The sequence below is a fragment of the Neolewinella lacunae genome (assembly GCF_014349155.1).
Lineage (GTDB): Bacteria > Bacteroidota > Bacteroidia > Chitinophagales > Saprospiraceae > Neolewinella > Neolewinella lacunae.
Genome location: NZ_JACSIT010000080.1, coordinates 24343 through 43806, shown reverse-complemented (window position 1 = coordinate 43806; position 19464 = coordinate 24343). Strand labels below are relative to the sequence as shown.

The window sequence follows — 19464 nt, the reverse complement described above, 5'->3', positions numbered from 1 at the left end:
AAAAACCATTGCGATCTAAGCATCTGAAAATCAGCAAATACCTACCTTGCATACCCCCAACCTGACATTACTTTGGGGCTTGCGCAAACCGCTTCATCATGCAGATTTTCCGTTCCAAGGCCGACCGCATTCGTCTTCTCGGGTTCAATGACCTGCCGGTGATGATCCTGGGTATGCTGCCACTGGCCTGGCTGGCCAATGTCCTTTTCGGTGGGGCCAACCCGGGGATGGACGTGACCGAGAGTGCTACCTGCTACGGCATAGCCTTTCTGTTTACGCTGGTACACTGGCTGATCAGTCGGCAGGTGGTGATGCAGTTGCGGGAAAGTTTTCCCGGGGAACAGCAAACGGCGGTTCGTTTGGGCCTTACCTTCTTTCTGCTGGCCTTATCCGTGCTGCTGGTTTCATCGGTGACCCAGCCTTTGGTGCGCGTTTTTATGGCGGACCAGGGCCTGCCCCAACCCTCCGTTTTTTTCAAGTTTGTGATGACCTATACGCTGGTCATCATGGTGGTGGCGGCCTACGAGGGCGGCTATTTTTTCACGAAGTACAAGCAGAGCGTGTTGGAGCGGGAGCAGTTGGCCAAGGAGAATATGCGGACGCAGCTGGCGGTATTGAAGCACCAGATGAACCCCCACTTCCTGTTCAACAGCCTCAATACCCTGGTCAATGTGATCCCCGAAGACCCGGCAACGGCGACGCTATTTACGCAGCGCCTGGCCGCCGTTTACCGCCGCATCCTGGAATACCGCCACAAGGAACTCATTGGGCTGGAAGAAGAATTGCTGGCTTTGCAGGACTACATTTTCCTGATGCAGACGCGTTTTGAGGACAAACTGGTGATCGAGTGGCGGCTTTCCGACCGGGCGGTGGCCAGTATGGGGGCGCGGCCGCAGGTGCTCCCCCCCGGCCCCCCGAAGGGGGGAGAAAGGACGGAGGAGCAATGCACGATCCCCCGCGAACAGCCGCAGGTTCCGCCGCACCTGCACCACTACCGGATTGTCCCGCTATCGGTTCAACTCCTGGTGGAAAATGCCATCAAGCACAACGTGGTCAGTTCCGCCTGCCCGCTGCGGATCACGATTACGCTGGACGACGAGCAGGTCATCGTCAGCAACCCCTTACAGCTGCGCGACCGGACATTGAGTTCCACCGGCTGGGGGCACCACAACCTGCGGGCCCGCTACGCCGCGCTGACGGGCCGCGAGATGGTCATTGAGCAGACGGCCACCGACTACACCGTTTACCTGCCCATTCTGCCCGGTGCTGCCGCAGTGGAAAGGGAGGAAGGGTCTGCCAAAGCCCTCACCCGCCCCCTGGCACCAACCGGTACGCCATGACGGCCTGGATCATTGAGGACGAGCCCCCTGCGCTGCGCCGCCTGACCAAGCTGTTGGCGGAGGTACGGCCCGATCTCCACATTGCCTTTACTACCGATTCCATTGCATCCTGCGTCAGCGCCCTCCAGGAACGACCGCACCCCTCGGTCATTTTCAGCGACATCCACCTCGCCGACGGCCTGAGCTTCAGCATCTGGGAGCGCGCAGCCTGCGACTGCCCGATTATTTTCACTACGGCTTACGACCAGTACGGCATCCGGGCCTTCCGGGTCAACAGCATCGATTACCTGCTCAAGCCCGTTGAAGCCCCCGACCTGGCGCGGGCCCTCGATAAACTGGAGCGGATCGCTACGCCGCCGCCGCCACCCGACTGGGCCAGCATCGCCAACCTCATCCAACGCGGGCAACCCGCCTACCGCGAGCGTTTCCTGGCCCAACGCGGCAGCGAATGGGTGCCGGTGCGCGTGAGTGAACTTCGGCAGATTTACGCCGACGAAGGGCTCACCTTTGCCCTCTCCCACACCGGGCAACGGGTACTTCTGGACAGTCCCCTGGACCAAATCGAGGAAGAACTGGCTCCCAAGGACTGGTTTCGCATCAACCGGGGCCAGATCATCCACATCGATGCCGTGCGGAAGGTCCAGCCCTACTTCAACCACCGCCTCGTGCTGGAACTGCAGCCCACCGGCGGTACCGAGAACCTGGTGAGCCGGCAGCGCGTCAAACGCTTCAAAGATTGGCTGGGAAAGTGAGTCCGATGGTGAGGTTCATAGTAACAAGTTCTACCTTTGCGGCATGGCCCAATTTACCATTCACGAAGACAAACTCCGGCAGAACCTGGAGCTCGTTGCCGACGTTGCTGCTGCGGCCGACGTCACCATCATCCTGGCGTTGAAAGCCTTTGCCTACTGGCCGGCTTTCCCCATTTTCGCGGAGTACCTGACGGGGGCGACGGCCAGCAGCCTCAACGAAGCCAAGCTCATCGAGCGTCACTTTGGGAAAAAGCCCCACGTATACGCGCCGGTGTACCGCCCGCACGAATTTGCCGAAGTGGCCGCGCTGGCTGGTCACCTGACCTTCAACAGCCTGACCGAATTAGAACGCTACCGCAGCACCTGGGAAAAGCTGGGCACCAACGTAGGCTTGCGCGTTAACCCGGAATACAGTCCGGTAGAAACGGAACTCTACAACCCGGCCAACCCCCACGGCCGCCTGGGCGAAACCCTGCCCAACCTGCCCGCCAAACCGCCCAAGGGGCTCCGCGGCCTGCACGTGCACACCCTTTGTGAATCGACGGCCAGCAACACGGCTACCCTCATTGAGCGGGTCAAGGCCCAGTTTGGCCACTACCTGGAACAGATTGAATGGCTCAACCTGGGCGGCGGCCACCTGATGACCAAGGAAGGCTACGACGTAGATGCCCTCATTACTGCCCTGCGCCAATTGCGGCAGCGTTACCCCCACCTCCAGGTCATCCTCGAACCGGGGAGCGCCATGGCCTGGGGCACCGGCACGCTGGACGCTACGGTACTCGACATCGTGGAAAACTACGGTAGCCGGACCCTGATGCTCGACGTGAGCTTCACCTGCCACATGCCCGACACCCTGGAAATGCCCTACCGGCCGGAGCTGCGCGGCGTATCAAGCAAGGAAAACCCCGCCTTCCCCTACCCCTACCGCCTGGGGGGCATGAGCTGCCTGGCGGGCGATTACCTGGATACCTACCACTTTCGCCAGCCCGTGCGCGTGGGTGATCGCGTCATCTTTGAAGACATGGCCCACTACACCACCGTAAAAACGACCATGTTCAACGGCGTCCCCCACCCCGACATTCGCCTGATTGACGCCGACGGCGAAGAAATCGCCAGCCGCCACTTCAGCTACGAAGATTACGAGGCGCGGATGGGGTAAGGGGATAAAGGGGGAAAGGGATAAAGGGATAAAGGGGAAAAGGAATAAAGGGGGAAAGGGATAAAAGATGAAAGGGGCAAAAGGGAGCAGTTCTGATCCCGGAGGGGTTGAACCTTAATAACCCCGGATAGGAGGAGGCTGCACCGCATCCGGAATCAGGGCGTACTCTCAGATAGGCGGATGCAACGTATCTTTGCCGCCCCAAATACGGCCCCCCGTTGGGGCAGGCCCTCCCGACCAACTGAGAAACTATGCTCTCCGTCACTGGAATTTACCAACAATACGGCGACCGCGTCTTGTTTAACCACGTCTCCTTCGTCATTATGCCGCGGGATAAGGTCGGGCTCGTGGGCCGCAACGGAGCGGGAAAGTCGACGATGCTCAAAATCATTGCCGGCGACCGTGGCAGCGACCAGGGCACCGTCACCCGGCCCACTGGCAGTACCCTCGGCTTTTTGCACCAGGAGATGGATCTGCCCAGCGGCCGCTCCGTAATGCAGGAAACACTGACGGCCTTTGCTCACATCCAGGCCATGGAAGAGCGCCTGGCGGCCATGACCAAAGAGATGGAGACGCGCACGGATTACGAAACCGACGAATACGCGGCCTTTCTGGAGGAGTTCACCTCGCTGACCGAGCGCTTCGCCATGGTGGGCGGCATCACGATGGAGGCCGAAGCGGAGCGGGTTCTCAAAGGCCTGGGCTTCCAGCAGGCAGACTTTGGTCGCCAAACCACGGAGTTCTCCGGCGGCTGGCAGATGCGCATTGAACTGGCCAAAATGCTCCTCCAGCGCCCCGATTACCTGTTGCTGGACGAACCTACGAACCACCTCGACATTGAGTCCATCATCTGGCTCGAAAACTGGTTGAGCACCTACTCCGGGGCCGTGGTGACCATCAGCCACGATAAGCAGTTCCTGGATAACGTCACCAACCGCACCCTGGAAATCGAGCTGGGCAAAGTGTACGACTACAAAGCCGGCTACAGCAAATACGTGGAGCTCCAGGCCGACCGCCGCGAAAAAGCCGAGGCGGCCTTCGAGAACCAGCAAAAAGTCATTGCCGACAAAGAGCGGACCATCAATCGCTTCATGGCCAAGGCCACCAAAACGAAGATGGCCCAATCGATGCAAAAGCAGCTCGACAAAATCGAGCGCATTGAGCTGGACCAGACGGATACCGCCGTGATGAACCTGCGCTTTGCCAAAGCCCCCCGCTCGGGGGCCATCGCCCTGCAAGCCCGCAACATCACCAAGACTTACGGCAAACTGAACGTGCTGCGGGGAGTGGACCTGAAGATTGACCGCGGCGACCGCGTGGCCTTCGTGGGCCAAAACGGGCAGGGCAAGACGACGCTGGCCAAAATCCTGATCAACAACATCCCGGCGACCTCGGGGGAAGTAGAAATGGGCCACAACGTCTCCGTAGGTTACTACGCCCAGAACCAGAGCGACGCCCTGGACGGCAAAAAGACCCTGTTGGAGACGATGGAAGAGGCCAGTCCGCCCGAAATGCGTACCCGCCTGCGGGCCATCCTCGGGGCTTTCCTTTTCACGGGGGAAGATGCGGAGAAGAAAGTGTCCGTCCTCTCCGGCGGAGAGCGGGCCCGCCTGGCCCTGGCCTGCATGCTGTTGCGTCCCTTCAACCTGCTGGTGCTGGACGAACCGACCAACCACCTGGACATGATCAGCAAGGACCGCCTCAAGCAGGCGGTGCTCGACTACGACGGCACGCTGGTGGTGGTGAGCCACGACCGGGAATTCCTGGCGGGGCTGACGGACCGGACGATTGAGTTCCGCGATCACCAGTTGCACGAGCACCTGGGAGACGTCAACTTCTTCCTGGAAAAGCGGAAGATCGACAATATGCGGGCGGTGGAACTGGAGAAATCCAAAGCCGACCTGCCGACCGCCCCCGCTGCTCCCCCCGCTGGGGGGTTGGGGGGGACAACGGCCCCGGCACCTGCGGCCGCGCCCAAACTGCCCGCCCTATCCCCGGAAGAGCGCCGGCGGCTGGAAAAAGACATCGGCAACGCAGAGCGCAAAATCGAGCGCCTGGAAAAAGAGATCGAAAAAATTCACCAGGTGATGGCCGACCCCGATTTCTACAACAACGCGTCGCTCGTCAGCAAAACAACCAACGAACTGAAGGCCAAACAGGACGAGTTAGACGCCGCCATGGAGGCCTGGGAGCAGGCCAGCGAGGCACTGGGGGCTTGATGGTTGATGGTTGAGGTACCCAAACGCTGCGATTTTTCGTTTGCGCTGTTTTGACCCGGGGCCCCAATTTTCTTTTGTCAACATTGGGCGAAACCCGTCATGAAAGCTTAAAGTTAGGCTAAGGGCCATACTTTTTACCAGTCGTCGGCGTATATTGACCACACACTGCCCGAGAAGCGCCCGCTTACTTTCACTTTCAGACGATGCCCCAGTTGACGATGAAGACCATATGCTGCAAACTCCTGCTTCTAGCCGCGCTGGGCGTAGGCCTGAGCGGGGCGGATGCCCACCGCCTGGGCAACTCCGCCAACTACTACCGTTTTGACCTTAATTTTTATGCTCAGTCCGTGCCGATGGTCTACGACCCCGACATGGTCATCCCCAACCCCTACGAACCGAGTGCGGAGAGCCTGCGCAGTGCCTACCGGGCCCTTCAGAGCCGCCCGACGCGGGTGCTATTGAGCAGCCTGCTGGAGGCCAAGGAAAAGTACCAACTCAACGACTACCTCTTTTTCAAGCTCGCCAAGGAAAGCCTGCGCATCGTCTACCAGGATAAAGCGCGCAACGCCCAGGAGATCAGCCTCTACAACCTGCTCGTGCAAGCGGGTTTTGATGCACGGCTGACGTACCGGGCCGACCAGGTATTCGTCAATGTCTACACCCGCGAAGACCTTTTTGAGGTGCCCATCATCGACACCGGCGGGCGGCCCTACGCCAACCTGAGTTGCCTGGACGGGAAGTGCAACGGCCGGCAGCGGCTTTACATCTTCCAGGACCAGCCCAACCCCCAGGGCCGTTCCTTCGGCTTTCAGCTCCGCAGCTGGCCCAAGTTTGCGGCCCAGCCCATACAGAAAAAGCTTCGCTTCAAGTACCACGGCGTGGCGCAGGAAATGGACGTGAGTTACGACCGGACGATGGTGGAAATCATGAACGACTACCCTTTCATTCACGAGTACTGCTACCTGGAAACCCCACTCTCGCCCACCCTGCAAAACAGCCTGCTGCCCCAGTTGCGCCGCTTTCTGGAGCCACTCGACCAGCAACAGCGCCTGGAGTTGCTGGCGAGTTTTACGCGTTCGGCGTTTGATTATAAGGAAGACAATGAGTACTTCGGCCGTTCCAAGCCGATGGTGCCGGAAGAACTTTTTGGGTACAGCTATTCAGACTGCGAAGACCGCGCGGCCCTCTTTTTTGCCCTCGTCCGCGATCTCCTCAACGTCCCCATGGCCGTAATTGCCTACGAAGACCACCTGACCATTGCCGTAGGGAGCGCCACCATCCCGGGGGATTCCTTCCAGTACCAGGGGCAGCGTTACGTATTCTGTGACCCGACGGGACCAAAAGATTCGAGCCGGATCGGCCAAATCCCTCCCGGCTACGAGCATAAAAATTTCCAAATCATCGGCACTTACAAATAGCTGAATTTCAGCATTTTGGTCTCTCTGCTAAGCATTCCCCCGCGAGATGCCAACCAATTATTACATTTGCGGCAAGCTGCCGGGAAACAAAACACGGCCAAGCGCTTTTCTCATAAATAGCAAAACCACGCCACAAATATGTATTGGACCCTTGAACTTGCTTCGTATCTCGAAGATGCCCCCTGGCCAGCCACGCGGGACGAGTTGATTGATTACGCCATGCGCTCCGGCGCACCCCTCGAGGTAATCGAGAATCTCCAGGAGATGGAAGACGAAGGCGAAGTTTACGACGTCATCGAAGACATCTGGCCGGATTACCCCCGCAAGGACGACTTCCTCTTCAACGAAGACGAATACTGATTCTTCCCCTTTCCTCCTGCTCCCGAGAAAGAAACCAGGCAAAGCCGGTGATGCGCATCACCGGCTTTGCCGTGTGTACGGCCCGCCTGCGCACCTCCCGCACAAAACAATCCACCCAACACCATGCACTATACCATCGCCATCGACGGCTACAGCGCCTGCGGCAAAAGCACCCTGGCCCGCGCCATGGCCAATGCCCTGGGGTACCGATACATTGACACGGGTGCGATGTACCGCATGGTCACCCTGCATTTTCAGCGGCTGGGAGTAGATTTGGCGGACGACGAAGCGGTTGCGCGTGCGCTGGAGGGGATCCACCTCGATTTCGTCCCGGGCTCCAACCGGGCCCTGCTGAACGGCGAAGACGTGGAGGACGAGATCCGCAGCATGGCCGTCAGCAGTTTTGTCTCGCCCGTCGCGGCCGTCTCGGCGGTGCGGCGTTCCATCGTCCCGCTGCAACAAAAGATGGGGGCCAACGGGGCGATTGTGATGGATGGACGGGACATCGGCACCGTCGTTTTTCCCGGTGCCGACCTCAAACTTTTCGTCACCGCCGATCTGGAAACCCGCACCGAGCGGCGTCTCTCCGAACTTCTGGCGGCGGGCAAAAACCCGAGCCGCGCCGAAGTGGCCGCCAACTTACTGGAGCGCGACCACATTGACAGCACCCGCGCAGATAGCCCCCTGAAACAGGCGGAAGATGCCATTGTGCTCGACAATTCCCAGTGGAGCCTGCCCGATTTCATCGCCGCGGGCATGGCCGAGGTGGAAAACCTTTACGGGCGTCGGTCTTAGGGCAGATAAAAAAACATGAGGTTGAGCCCTTGCAATAACCACCACTAATTGGTCTTCAACGACTTTTAGAAAGCAGTATTATAGTACTGTAGTTCGGTAGTGGGGTAATGTCTACTACAGAACTAAAAAACCATGGTGATCTAACCATGTGAAAATCAGTGAATATCTACGTTGTATACCCCCAACCTGACGTTAAAAAAGGGCGCGGCCGCAGGTGCGGGGCCGTCTTAAGGCTTACTTAGGTCGAGTTCCCGGATCATGAAGAGGTAACTCCGTCCAAAATCAAGCAGGTTGCTGAAGTTGAGCTGGCTGAGTCCGGGGCGCAGGCGGGGGTAGGTGGCGGAGTGGCGTTCGGCGATGTCGCTGATGGCGGCGCGGATGGCCCGGCGGGCAGGGCGACCGTCGCGTTCCAGAAATTGCTGCTTGTAGCCGAGGCCGCGGAAATATTCATTTTCGCAGATCCGGTAGTAGAGTTGGAGCAGATCACGGTCGGGCGGCGGCACGGCGTAGTTGAACAGTGCGTAGCCCACCACGTAGCCGGGGATGGCCTGGGCTACGGTGGGGAAGCTGTTGTCCTGGTACCAGTCCATGTTCGGCAGCTCGTTGTCGATGAGGTTCGCCAGGCGGTCGTGGTTGGCGGGCAGCGTGATGCCGAAGGTGGATTTGCCGGCGTAGAGTTCCTGGGCGAAAGACTCGGGGGCGCGGCGGAGCAAGTGCTGGAGTTCGCTGAGCAGGCGGATGTTTTTGTAGGTAACGGGCTGGTCTTCCTCGCGGGCGAAGTACATGCGGTGCATCCGTTCGAGGGCCTCCATGGTGTAGCCTTCGGGGATGAGAAGGTAATCGAGGCGGTAGACGAGGTCGAGCAGGAGGTAGGCCACTGCTCCGGGTTGTTCTTCGGGGTTGATGCGGCCGGCGGCGAGGTGATCGATCACTCCCTGGATGCGGCTGCGGAGGAACTCCAGCTTGCGGGCTTTATCCTCGGGGGAGAGTTCCCGCAGGTGGGTGACTTCCGTGGGGCTGAGGTATTCGCTGAACTCGTCGAGCAGCAGGTCGTCTTGCTTATCGGCGTTCAAGGCCATTTCCTTCAGGGCGTGGTAGAGTTTGTAGGGGCTGGCGTCGTTGGTGGGCGTATCGAAAACGATGGAGAGGCAGTCCTGGCCCTTGATGGCGAAGCGGCTGTACTTCATCTCGTAGTTGAGGGAAGTGAGGCGGTGCAGGAGATCGGCGTTGTTGCCTTTGAGCATGGCAATGTCGGCACTGGCCCGCAGCTGCCCGGCGTCGGCAAAGCCGGTAACGCGCTTACTGCCCTGGTAAAATTCAAAGTACAGTTTTTCGTCTTCCCGGTGCCACTTTACGTTGTCTTCCTGCTCATCGCGCAGGTATGCCATGAAGGAGGCGCAGCTTTCCAGGTAATCCCCGTTTTCAAAGGCGGTCAGGGACGCATCCCAAGCCACGTAATTTTCCGGGCTCTTGTAAGCGTCGGTATACCGGCCGAAGCGAAAGTTGGGCCCCTCCGCAGGGTCGTAGGCGGGAGCACGATTAAATAAGGTATCCCAGATGCTCAAAGTTGAGGTGGCTAGTGAATAAATGGGTTTTCCGGAAAACGACGCCGTCGGCAGCGCTTCTCCGGAGTGCCGCTGATGATGGATTGGCAAGATAAGTGGAAATGCCAATAGCAAGGCCCTGCCAGCCCCCGAAACTCGACCAATGGCCGATTTGTGCGCGCGAACGAAAACAAGAGGGGGCAATCCCTGCGTGCCTTGAAGCGCCTCCCCTCCCGGACAATCCTGGCTGAGGGTGTGCCCATCCGAAACAGGGGTATTCGGGTCGGGACACCCTCAACCAGACCTTAAAGTGTAGCGAAGACCCATATAAACATTCAAGGAAATTCACATTAAGATAAGTCACAATGCGTTAGCCTTGGAGGTGCCGCCCTTCCCGAAAAATCCCGGCTGAGGGTGTCCCCACCCGAAACAGAGCCGTTCGGGTGGGGAAACCCTCAAACAGACCTTGACGTGCACCGAAGACCCTCCTAAGTCTCAAACCCCTCTGAATGCCCTCCCGCCTGCTACCCATCTTTGACATCTTCAACACTCCCGTAGAGCGCCCAGAAAGGGCTGGCAGTCTACACTCCGCTGCTTCTTTGCGCAGGTTGCCTACCTTTACCCCACCCCGGTAAAACAATAGGCCACTTTGGTTCGTCTTTCTCCCTGACTATGCAATTCCTCTACCCCTCTTTCCTCTGGGCCCTGGCCGCGCTCGCTATACCCATCATCATTCACCTGTTTTACTTCCGACGGTTCAAAAAGGTGGCGTTCAGTAACGTCAAATTTCTGAAGGAGGTAAAGGAGGAAACCAGTATGCGCAGCCGCCTGCGCAACCTGCTGGTGCTGCTGGCCCGCTGCCTCGCCCTGGCCGCGCTGGTGTTTGCCTTCGCCCAGCCCTTTCTCCCTACGGCCCAGGAGATCATGACCGGACAAAAGGCGGTGAGCCTCTACATCGACAACAGCTTCAGCATGGGGGCGGAGAGCGATAGTGCACCGCTTTTGCAAATTGCCAAAGACCGGGCCCAGGACATCGTGAAGGCCTACGGCGTCGAAGACCGCTTTCAGGTTCTGGACAACGACTTCAACGGCCGCAACCAACGCCTGGTGGGGCAGGAAGAGGCCCTGGAACTGATCGATGCCGTACGCAGCTCCCCGGCAACGCGTCGCCTTTCCGTGGTGGAAGGCCGGCAGCGTTCGGCCTTGCGCACCGAAAACATCGACAACCGCATCGCTTACCTCATTTCGGATTTCCAGCGCAACAGTGCCGACCTGGAAATCAACGACGTGGACACTTCCGTCCGCGTCAATCTCGTCCCCCTCACGGCCGTGCGGGAACGCAACGTGGGCATCGACTCCGTCTGGTTTGCCGCGCCGGTGGCCCAGCTCAACCAGAATAACCTCCTGCTGGTGCGCGTCCGGAACTACGGCTCCGAAGATCTCGACAACGTTCGCCTTTCCCTCACCTACGACGGGCAGAACAAACCGGAGGGAACCCTGGCCATTCCCGCCCAGGAGTTTGTCGTCGACAGTGTTTACCTCAACATCACCACCCCCGGTGTCGGGCAGGCGGAGTTGCGCATTACCGACTTCCCGGTGCAATTTGACGACGTCTACTACATCACTTTCCGTACGGCCGACCGGGTAAAGGCCCTCAACATTGACGACAACGCGACGCCCAACCGGAACCTGCGCGCTGCCCTGGGTGGCCTCAGCGTTTTTGACCCTACCTACGTCGGTAGCCGCAACATCGACTACGGCAGCTTGGGGGATTACAACCTGGTCATCCTGACGGGACAAAATTCCGTGGCCTCGGGCTTGGCGGAGCAGTTGCGGCAGTACGTTGAGAACGGTGGCAACCTGCTCATCTTTCCTCCCGCCGCCGCCGACGTCAGCAGCTACAACGCCTTCCTGCGCCGCCTGGGGGCGGATGAACTGGGGGCCTACGACGAGACGCCCCGGGAGGTGAGCCAGCTCAACAGCCAGGAATTCATTTTCCGGGACGTCTTTCGCAACCGCGACGCCAGCCTGCGCCTGCCGGAGACGCAGGGCAACTTCCCCCTCGGCCGGGTGGGCAGCCGGCGGCAGGAAGTCCTGCTGGGCTACCGCGACGGCAGCACGGCCCTGGCCAAGTACCCCCTGGGCGAAGGCAACCTCTACCTCAGCAGTGCGCCCCTGGCCAGCGAGGTGAACACCCTTGCCCTGAATGCCGAAGTATTCATCCCCATGCTTTACAAGATGGGCATCAGCAGCGGGCGCCGCCGGCCATCGTCTTACACCATCGGCCAGGACGAAGTCATCCAGACCAATAAACTCGGCGCCACCGCCGAACTTGTCTTCAAGCTCCGCGGCCCGGGCGGCGAGTTCATCCCCGAACAACGGACGGTGGACAACCGCGTATTGCTGGGGCTGGGGGGGCAGGTACCCACCGCCGGCGTCTACGAACTGGTGCTGGGAGAAACCGTTGTCGATGCCTTCGCCTTCAACTACGACCGCCGCGAATCGGACCTGAGCTACCTCTCCCCCGAAGACCTGGCCAACCTGGCCGCCAACCCCGGCATTGACCTCCTCGACGCCGCCAACCAGGCCAGCCTCATCGGAGACATTCAGGAGCGCAATGAAGGTACCCCCCTGTGGCGCTACTTCATCTGGGCGGCGCTGCTGTTCTTGTTGGCCGAAGTACTCTTGCTGCGCTTTTGGAAGGTTTGATGTGTGATGTCCGATGTGTGATGTCCGATGTCGGATGTCCGACGTGACACGGTTCCGGACGTCCCGTCCGGCCAAACCCTGTCGGTTCCGGACGTCCCGTCCGGCTTAAAATCTCGGATATCTGCTGTAAGCTCTAAGAAAAGCGCGCCCTCTCCACCCGCTAACTTTTAGCAAAAACCACCGGAGGTGCTTAGGGCTACATATATTTGCGCCCGATGCTACTCCGTTCCTGCCAAATTACCGACCTCGACGGGCCCTACGACGGCCAGACGCTTGACCTCCGCATAGAAAACGGAACGATTACCGAAATGGCTGCTGGATTGGAAGCGCGGGCGGGAGAGCCCGTGCACGACCTGGCTGGCGCGCACGTCAGTCCGGGGTTCATTGACCTGGGAGCTTACCTGGGTGACCCGGGCCACGAAGAGCGCGAAGACATCGCCAGCCTGCGGGCGGCGGCGCTGGCCGGTGGTTACGTGGCCGTGGGGGTACTGCCGAATACGGAGCCGGTACGGCAGTCGGTGGCCGACGTAGCCTACCTCCTGCGGCAGAACGGCACGGCGGCTACGGATTTGCTGCCAATGGCCGCCCTTAGTAAAGACCTGGCGGGGAAAGACCTGACGGAGATGCTGGACCTCGACCGCGCCGGAGCCTTGTTGTTTACCGACGGCCCTTACCGTTACACGTCGACCAGCCTGCTGAAAAGGGGCCTGGAATACGCCCGCATCCGGCAGTGCACCATCATGGTTTCGCCCTACGATGAGCGACTGGTATCCGAAGGGCAGATGCACGAGGGGGAAGTCAGCACCCGCCTTGGTTTACCGGGCATCCCCGTCTTGAGCGAGATTCTTCCCCTCAAGGTGGTGGTGGAGCTGTTGGCTTACACGGGGGGCAAACTCATCGTCCACCTCCTCTCCAGCGCGGAGGGGGTGGCGGAAGTGCGGCGGGCCAAAGCCCTGGGCCTCAACCTGCGGGCCACGGTAAGCGCCCACCACCTGCAATTTACGGATGGGGCGTTGGCGGGTTTTGACCCCAACTTTAAGATGTTGCCGCCGCTGCGCACGGAAAGCGACCGGCAGGCCCTCATCGAAGGCTTGGCCGACGGGACGATCGACTGCATTGTGAGCAACCACGTCGCCCGCCACGGCGAGGAAAAAGAACTGGAATTCCCCTACGCCGACTTTGGTGCACTGGGCCTCCAAACCGCCTTCCGGCAGAGCCTATTGGCCTTGGAAGGCAGACTTTCGCTGGCCGAAATAGTGGCAAAGTTTACCGCCGGACCCCGCCTGCTCCTCAACGACCCGACACTGCACCTGCGCTCCGGCGCCCAAATTGGCCTGACCGTTTTTACGCCCACCGCCCCCGCTGAGGAATTTACCCTGGCGGACCTGGTGGGCAAGACCACCAACAGCCCGCTTCTGGGCCAGCACCTGCCGGGCCGCATTGAAGGCGTGGTGCATAATGGTGCGTTCCACCCGGTGACGTAACTTTGCGGCATGGACATCAGCGTCGTCGTACCCCTGTTTAACGAAGAAGAAAGCTTGCCGGAGCTCACCGCCTGGATTGACCGGGTGATGCAAGCCCACCACTTCCGCTACGAAGTGTGGCTGGTGGACGATGGGAGCACCGACGGCAGCTGGGGGGTGATTCAGGAACTGCGGGACAAAAACCCCCACCTCAAAGGCATCAAATTTCAGCGCAACTACGGCAAAAGCCCGGCCCTGAACGAAGGCTTCAGCCACGCCAGTGGCGAGGTCATCATCACGATGGACGCCGACTTACAGGACAGCCCCGACGAGATCCCCGAGCTCTACCGGATGATCAAAGAGGACGGCTTTGACCTCGTTTCGGGCTGGAAACAGAAGCGGCAGGACCCCATTGGCAAGACCCTGCCTTCAAAGTTTTTCAACGCCGTTACCCGCCGCGTCAGCGGCATCCAGCTCCACGATTTCAACTGCGGGCTGAAGGCCTACCGCCGCAACGTCGTCAAATCCATCGAGGTCTACGGCGATATGCACCGCCACATGCCCCTGCTGGCCAAGTGGGCGGGATTCCGGAAAATCGGTGAGAAAGTGGTAGAGCACCGCCCGCGCAAGTACGGCTATTCCAAATTTGGCATTTCGCGGCTGGTGACGGGCTTTCTGGACTTGATGTCGCTCCTTTTCGTCGGCAAATTCGGCAAGCGGCCCATGCACCTGTTTGGCACGATGGGCACCATCATGTTCCTGGTGGGCCTGGGCAGCCTCATCTACATCGGCGGTATGAAGATCTACTCGCTGACCAACCAGATCCCCGCCATCCTGGTGGTGAATAACCCCTGGTTCTACATTGGCCTGACGAGCATGCTGCTGGGTACCATTCTCTTTGTGACGGGCTTTTTAGCGGAGCTGGTGGCCCGCTCGGGCTCCGACCGCAACAATTACCTCGTGGAAACCATTCTCGGCGATGCTTAAAGTGTACGACGACGACTGGTTCATGCAGCAGGCCATTGCCCAGGCCGAGCTCGCCGCTGCGGCCGGAGAAATTCCGGTGGGCGCCATTGTGGTGAGCAACGAGCGCATCATCGCCCGGGGCCATAACCAGACCGAACAGCTCAACGACGTAACGGCCCACGCCGAGATCATTGCCCTGACCGCCGCCGCCAACTACCTGGGCGATAAGTACCTGCACGACTGCACGCTTTACGTGACCCTCGAACCCTGCGTGATGTGCGCCGGGGCGCTGGCCTGGGCGCAGGTCAGCCGCGTCGTTTACGGTGCCAACGACGATAAGCGGGGCTTCATGCGTTTTGGCCGCGAGCTGCTGCACCCGAAGACCAAGCTGGAATTCGGGGTGCTCCACGAGTCTTGTGGGGCGCTGATGAGCCGCTTTTTTGAGGGTAAGCGGCGGTAGAGGGGCGGACTACGGATGCTATGGGGTGGAGGCCCCGGATTACGGATGCTGCGGGGTGGAGGCCCCGGATTACGGATGCTGCGGGGTGGAGGCCCCGGATTACGGATGCTGCGCATCCTCCATCCGGGGTTATTAAGGTTCGACCCCTCCGGGGTCGGGCGGGGTAGGTACCCCATGAACATTCGAACATGTTCGGAAGTACGAACGACGCCCCCCGTAGCCCCCCAAAAAAACATCTACTCCGTAATCCGCCCCCGCTCTTCGCTGGCAGAGCTGTTGCGGCCTTCGTTGCGTTTCAGGAAGCGGTTGCCGAACTTGTAGGTCAGTTTGGCGCTGAAAACGGGGGCTTCCCAGGTGGAAAGCACGTCGAGGTTTTGCTCCTGGTAGCGGATGGTGCCGGTAAAGAACTTCTGGATGATGCCGTCGCCGGAAAGCACCAGGTTGAGGCGATCATCGAGGAAGTCTTTTTCGAGGCCAGCGGATACGCCGTAAAGCGGATTAGTGCGGATGATGCCATCAATGCCTTTGCCCTGGTACCAGCCCGAAACTTCGCCCTTCCAGCCCATGGGCAGCTTGGCGTTCACCTGGAAGAAGGCGGTGAGGCTCCACTGGTCCTGGTCGAGGTTGCCGCCCAGGAAGTTGGAGGTATAATCATTGTAGTACAACTGGAAACCACCGTAGCCGCTGATGGGCTTGGCAATGAAATCGAGGGGAAAGAACAGGCTGCCCCCGTAGCGCACGAAACGGTCGAGGTTGACCGTATTCTGGAAGGCGATGCCGGTGACCGCGTCTTGCTCCGTGACGTCGGCAATAACGTCGCTGGTAAAATCGTAGCTGAGGTTGAAGAAGGGTTGCTTCTCGTAGGTGAGGCTAAACTGGGCGCTGTGGATCAGCTCGGGCCGCAGGAAAGGGTTGCCCTTTTCGAAGGTCAGTGGGTCCAGGTAGGAGATGAAGGGGTTGAGGTCGTAATAGCTTGGCCGTTCGATGCGGTAGCTGTAGGCCAGGGATACCCCCACGGGCCCGAAAGCTGGCGCGCTGAAACTCAGGCTGGGAAAAAGCTGGGCGAAGTTGCGGCGGTTGAAGCTATCGACCGTCACGTTGTAGCCCTCCATGCGGGTGTCTTCGTAGCGCAGGCCGATGTTGGCCCCCAGTTCGCCCTTCTCCCAGCGCAGGCTGGTGTAGGCCGCCTTGATGTCTTCGTCGTAGAGGAAGCGGTTGCTGAGGTTGGCGTCCACCACAAAACCGCCGTTTTCGGCGACGCGGGCCAGCAACTCGTTGTCGAGTTCCGCGCGGCTCATCTTGACGCCCGCGGAGAAAGCATAGTGCTCGCCAAAGGGCTTTTTGTAGTCCACTTGCCCGCTGATGATGTTGGCCATGGAAGGCTCCAGGTTGATGCGGTCGGGAAAGTCTGCGCCCACCGTTTTCAGTTCGATGCGGGTATCCCGCTCAAAGCGGTTGTAGCTGGCGTCGAAGTTGAGTTCCTGCCCGCTGGTATCGAGCTTGATGCGGTAAAAAGCGTCGGTATTGAGGCTGTACCATTCTTTTTCTTCGCGGGGGTTGGTGACGAAAGATTCCATCAGCTGGTGGGTTTCCGGGGTCACTACCTCGGTGCGGTTGTCTCCGTTGCGCGGGCTGCTGCCCCAGCCGTAGCGGGCGTTGATGCCTGCGCGGTTGCGGTCGTTGAAGTCGTAGTCCATGCCACCCCGCACCGAGTAGCTCGTTGGCGTGCCGGTGGAGGTATTGGATTGGAGGAAGGTGCGGTCGGAAAAGCGGCGCACGAGGTCGAGCCCCTCCACCCAGCTGCGGTGGTTGTAGCTGGCGCCGCCCGTCAAATTGACCTTCCCCTGGCGGTGGCTCAGGTCGACGCCGCTGCGGTACTTGGCCAGTTCGCCGTAGCCGCCGCCGATGTAGACCTGTCCGTTCGTGCCCAGCAGGCTGTTCTTTTTCAGGACGATGTTGATCACCCCGCCGCTGCCTTCGGCGTCGAAAGCCGCACCGGGCTGGCTGATCACCTCGATGCTTTTGATGTTGTCGGCGGGCATATCGCGCAGCAGGCTCTGGAGGTCCATGTACTTGGTCGGGCGGCCGTCGATGAGGAAGGTCAGTCCCGATTTACCGGCCATGGAGACGCGGTCGCCGACCACGACTACGCCGGGTACTTTGCGGAGCAGGTCGATCAGCGTTCCACCCTGGCCGGTGATGCTTTGGTCTACGTTGACCACCAGCATGCCCGCTTTTTGCTCCAGGAAGGGTTTGCGGGCCACCACTTCGACGGCGTCCAGGGTCGTGCCGCTGGATTGCAAGAGGTAGTCGGGCAGGGTAAGGTCCTGGCCCGCCGCGAGGCTGAAACCGGGGTGGTTTTGTTCGCCGATCCCAATGCCGCTGGTGCGTACGAAGTAGTCGGCGGCCACGATCCCGGCGAAGGTGAAGTGGCCAGTTTCGTCGGCCAGTTCCAGTTTCACGACGCTGCTGTCGGCGGCTTTGAGCAGCAGCACATTGGTGAAAGCGGCGGCCTCCCCGTCACCCATCACGCGCCCACTGACACTGCCAGTTGGGGCCGGTGTTTTGCTGGCGGGGCCATTGTTTTGGGCGCGGACGCAGGTGCCAAAGAGGAGGATGAAGGAGCAAAGGAGGAAGTGTGCGTAAAGTCTTTTCATTGGTTGGAGTGTCGGCTGGCGGGAAAATCAGTTGCCCGGCGAAGGCAAAAAAAATGGCGGCCGGGCCAGGTGGCGTACCTTCTTCGTCCAATCCCCGCAGTAATCGGACGAAGCGTTGTAGGAAAGGACGATGCTACTTGACAAGCGTTGCACACCAGTGGGCCAACCTGCAAGTCCTGTCACAGTTTGGCCCTCTGGTTTTTTGCCTGCACCTGCGGCCGCGCCCGATTGTCCCCGCAGGACGGCGTACCTTGCAGCTCCGTAGCCCAAAAGGGGGGAGCTAACCACTTCCCGCCGTGCTACGTAATTTTGCCCTCGCTCAAACCAGATCATGAATTACTTCGAAGAAAGCCTCAACCTGCACCGCTCGTTAAAGGGTAAAATCCGCATCTCCCCTAAGATGGACGTGCGGAGCAAAGACGACCTCTCCCTCGTTTACAGCCCCGGCGTAGCGGCCCCCTGCCAGGCCATCGCCGCCAACCCCGACGACGTTTACAAGTACACCATCAAAAGCAACACCGTGGCCATTGTCACCGACGGCTCGGCGGTACTGGGCCTGGGCGACATCGGTGCCCTGGCTTCCATCCCCGTGATGGAGGGCAAGGCCATGCTCTTCAAGCGCTTTGCCAACATCGATGCCTTCCCCATCTGCCTCGATACCCAGGATACGGATAAGATCGTCGAGACCGTCCGCCTCATTGCGCCCGTCTTCGGCGGCGTGAACCTGGAAGACATCTCGGCTCCCCGCAGCTTCGAGATCGAGCGCCGCCTGCAAGACATTGGCATCCCCGTTTTTCACGACGACCAGCACGGCACGGCCATCGTCACCCTGGCGGGCCTCCTTAACGGCTCAAAATTGGTGGGCAAAAAAATGGAGGACTTAAAGATAGTCATCAACGGTGCCGGTGCGGCCGGCATCGCCATCGCCCGCCTCCTCAAAGCCGTTGATAACCCCGATTCGCCGCTGGCCACGCCCGTGAAAGACATTGTGATGTGCGACAGCAAAGGCATCATCCACGCCGGCCGCAACGACCTGAACTACGCCAAGCTGGAAATCCTGGAGTTCACCAACGCCGAAAACCAGTCGGGCACCCTGAAGGACGCCCTGGTGGGGGCCGACGTCTTCATCGGCGTCTCCATGCCGAATTTGCTCGACCGCCACGACATCCGGACCATGGCCAAAGACAGCATCATCTTCGCCATGGCCAACCCCATCCCGGAGATCATGCCCGAAGAGGCCAAAGCCGGTGGTGCCGCCATCGTGGGGACGGGCCGCAGTGATTTGCCGAACCAGATCAACAACGTTTTGGGCTTCCCCGGCATCTTCCGGGGTGCGCTGGACGCGCGCGCGCCACGCATTACGCCCAACATGAAGCTGGCCGCCGCCCGCGCCATCGCCGAGCACCTCCGCAACCCTACGGTCGACAACGTCATCCCCCCCACCCTCGATGAGCAAGTGGCGTGGCGCGTGGCCGATGAGGTCCGCCGCGTGGCGCAGGAAGAGTTTGGGGTGAGGGAGGATTAGGGAGTTTGGGCTTCCGAAAGATTGGTTTTTAGAAGATCTTGCGCCTTCCTATGAAACAGGGTTAAGGTTCCTCGGTACGCTTTAAATCCCGGTTGAG

At 60.0% G+C, this 19464-nt stretch carries 14 protein-coding genes; 12 read left to right on the top strand and 2 right to left on the bottom strand.

From position 1 onward, the window contains the following. Window positions 1-98: 98 nt before the first annotated feature. The 7 genes from H9S92_RS06845 to cmk all read left to right on the top strand — a co-directional run bounded on the left by H9S92_RS06845 (window position 99) and on the right by cmk (window position 8043). Window positions 99-1340 carry a sensor histidine kinase gene (locus tag H9S92_RS06845; protein WP_187465968.1) on the top strand — a complete coding sequence of 414 codons (1242 nt, stop codon included), beginning with the start codon at window positions 99-101 and terminating at the stop codon, window positions 1338-1340. Then, window positions 1337-2092, top strand: coding sequence for a LytR/AlgR family response regulator transcription factor (locus tag H9S92_RS06840; protein ID WP_187465967.1), 756 nt, complete (start codon window positions 1337-1339; stop codon window positions 2090-2092). The genes H9S92_RS06845 and H9S92_RS06840 overlap by 4 nt, the downstream gene beginning before the upstream one ends. Before the next feature lie 43 nt (window positions 2093-2135). Continuing rightward, window positions 2136-3251: a carboxynorspermidine decarboxylase gene (gene nspC / locus H9S92_RS06835; protein ID WP_187465966.1), complete on the top strand. Its 1116-nt coding sequence runs from the start codon at window positions 2136-2138 to the stop codon at window positions 3249-3251. Window positions 3252-3502: 251 nt separating this feature from the next. Further along, window positions 3503-5470, top strand: a complete 1968-nt coding sequence (locus tag H9S92_RS06830) for an ABC-F family ATP-binding cassette domain-containing protein (RefSeq protein WP_187465965.1) — start codon at window positions 3503-3505, stop codon at window positions 5468-5470. A 203-nt stretch (window positions 5471-5673) separates the two neighbouring features. Then, window positions 5674-6888, top strand: coding sequence for a hypothetical protein (locus H9S92_RS06825; protein WP_187465964.1), 1215 nt, complete (start codon window positions 5674-5676; stop codon window positions 6886-6888). Window positions 6889-7026: 138 nt separating this feature from the next. Beyond that, window positions 7027-7248 carry a DUF2795 domain-containing protein gene (locus H9S92_RS06820; protein WP_187465963.1) on the top strand — a complete coding sequence of 74 codons (222 nt, stop codon included), beginning with the start codon at window positions 7027-7029 and terminating at the stop codon, window positions 7246-7248. A gap of 123 nt (window positions 7249-7371) precedes the next feature. Beyond that, window positions 7372-8043, top strand: a complete 672-nt coding sequence (gene cmk, locus H9S92_RS06815; RefSeq protein ID WP_187465962.1) for a (d)CMP kinase — start codon at window positions 7372-7374, stop codon at window positions 8041-8043. A 227-nt stretch (window positions 8044-8270) separates the two neighbouring features. Here cmk and H9S92_RS06810 read toward each other — a convergent pair whose 3' ends face one another. Beyond that, the gene (locus tag H9S92_RS06810) at window positions 8271-9608 is read right to left on the bottom strand and encodes a hypothetical protein (protein WP_187465961.1); all 1338 of its coding nucleotides are present in this window, start codon (window positions 9606-9608) and stop codon (window positions 8271-8273) included. Between the two features lie 651 nt (window positions 9609-10259). Here H9S92_RS06810 and H9S92_RS06805 point away from each other — a divergent pair. The 4 genes from H9S92_RS06805 to H9S92_RS06790 all read left to right on the top strand — a co-directional run bounded on the left by H9S92_RS06805 (window position 10260) and on the right by H9S92_RS06790 (window position 15185). Beyond that, window positions 10260-12296, top strand: coding sequence for a BatA domain-containing protein (locus tag H9S92_RS06805; RefSeq protein ID WP_187465960.1), 2037 nt, complete (start codon window positions 10260-10262; stop codon window positions 12294-12296). 215 nt (window positions 12297-12511) lie between these two features. Next, window positions 12512-13780: a dihydroorotase gene (locus tag H9S92_RS06800; protein WP_187465959.1), complete on the top strand. Its 1269-nt coding sequence runs from the start codon at window positions 12512-12514 to the stop codon at window positions 13778-13780. 9 nt (window positions 13781-13789) lie between these two features. Beyond that, entirely contained in the window at window positions 13790-14746 is a 957-nt protein-coding gene (locus H9S92_RS06795; protein ID WP_187465958.1) for a glycosyltransferase family 2 protein, read from the top strand. Next, a complete protein-coding gene (locus H9S92_RS06790; RefSeq protein ID WP_187465957.1) occupies window positions 14739-15185 on the top strand; it encodes a nucleoside deaminase in 447 nt (148 codons plus the stop codon). Before H9S92_RS06795 ends, H9S92_RS06790 begins: the two co-directional genes overlap by 8 nt. A gap of 236 nt (window positions 15186-15421) precedes the next feature. Here the strand turns inward: H9S92_RS06790 and H9S92_RS06785 are convergent, their stop codons facing one another. Next, on the bottom strand, window positions 15422-17842 hold the full coding sequence (locus tag H9S92_RS06785; RefSeq protein ID WP_187465956.1) for a TonB-dependent receptor: 2421 nt from the start codon (window positions 17840-17842) through the stop codon (window positions 15422-15424). 331 nt (window positions 17843-18173) lie between these two features. On the opposite strand from H9S92_RS06785, the gene H9S92_RS06780 reads away from it, so the two are divergent. Then, window positions 18174-19367: an NAD(P)-dependent malic enzyme gene (locus H9S92_RS06780; RefSeq protein WP_187465955.1), complete on the top strand. Its 1194-nt coding sequence runs from the start codon at window positions 18174-18176 to the stop codon at window positions 19365-19367. Window positions 19368-19464 lie beyond the last annotated feature (97 nt).

What these genes read in the sequence shown, in the direction of transcription:
- H9S92_RS06790 (WP_187465957.1), top strand. Translation starts at nt 14,739, where the DNA reads ATGCTTAAAGTGTACGACGACGACTGGTTCATGCAGCAGGCCATTGCC.
- H9S92_RS06780 (WP_187465955.1), top strand. Translation starts at nt 18,174, where the DNA reads ATGAATTACTTCGAAGAAAGCCTCAACCTGCACCGCTCGTTAAAGGGT.
- H9S92_RS06785 (WP_187465956.1), bottom strand. Translation starts at nt 17,842, where the DNA reads ATGAAAAGACTTTACGCACACTTCCTCCTTTGCTCCTTCATCCTCCTC.
- cmk (WP_187465962.1), top strand. Translation starts at nt 7,372, where the DNA reads ATGCACTATACCATCGCCATCGACGGCTACAGCGCCTGCGGCAAAAGC.
- H9S92_RS06795 (WP_187465958.1), top strand. Translation starts at nt 13,790, where the DNA reads ATGGACATCAGCGTCGTCGTACCCCTGTTTAACGAAGAAGAAAGCTTG.
- H9S92_RS06840 (WP_187465967.1), top strand. Translation starts at nt 1,337, where the DNA reads ATGACGGCCTGGATCATTGAGGACGAGCCCCCTGCGCTGCGCCGCCTG.
- H9S92_RS06805 (WP_187465960.1), top strand. Translation starts at nt 10,260, where the DNA reads ATGCAATTCCTCTACCCCTCTTTCCTCTGGGCCCTGGCCGCGCTCGCT.
- H9S92_RS06830 (WP_187465965.1), top strand. Translation starts at nt 3,503, where the DNA reads ATGCTCTCCGTCACTGGAATTTACCAACAATACGGCGACCGCGTCTTG.
- H9S92_RS06845 (WP_187465968.1), top strand. Translation starts at nt 99, where the DNA reads ATGCAGATTTTCCGTTCCAAGGCCGACCGCATTCGTCTTCTCGGGTTC.
- H9S92_RS06825 (WP_187465964.1), top strand. Translation starts at nt 5,674, where the DNA reads ATGCCCCAGTTGACGATGAAGACCATATGCTGCAAACTCCTGCTTCTA.
- H9S92_RS06820 (WP_187465963.1), top strand. Translation starts at nt 7,027, where the DNA reads ATGTATTGGACCCTTGAACTTGCTTCGTATCTCGAAGATGCCCCCTGG.
- H9S92_RS06800 (WP_187465959.1), top strand. Translation starts at nt 12,512, where the DNA reads ATGCTACTCCGTTCCTGCCAAATTACCGACCTCGACGGGCCCTACGAC.
- nspC (WP_187465966.1), top strand. Translation starts at nt 2,136, where the DNA reads ATGGCCCAATTTACCATTCACGAAGACAAACTCCGGCAGAACCTGGAG.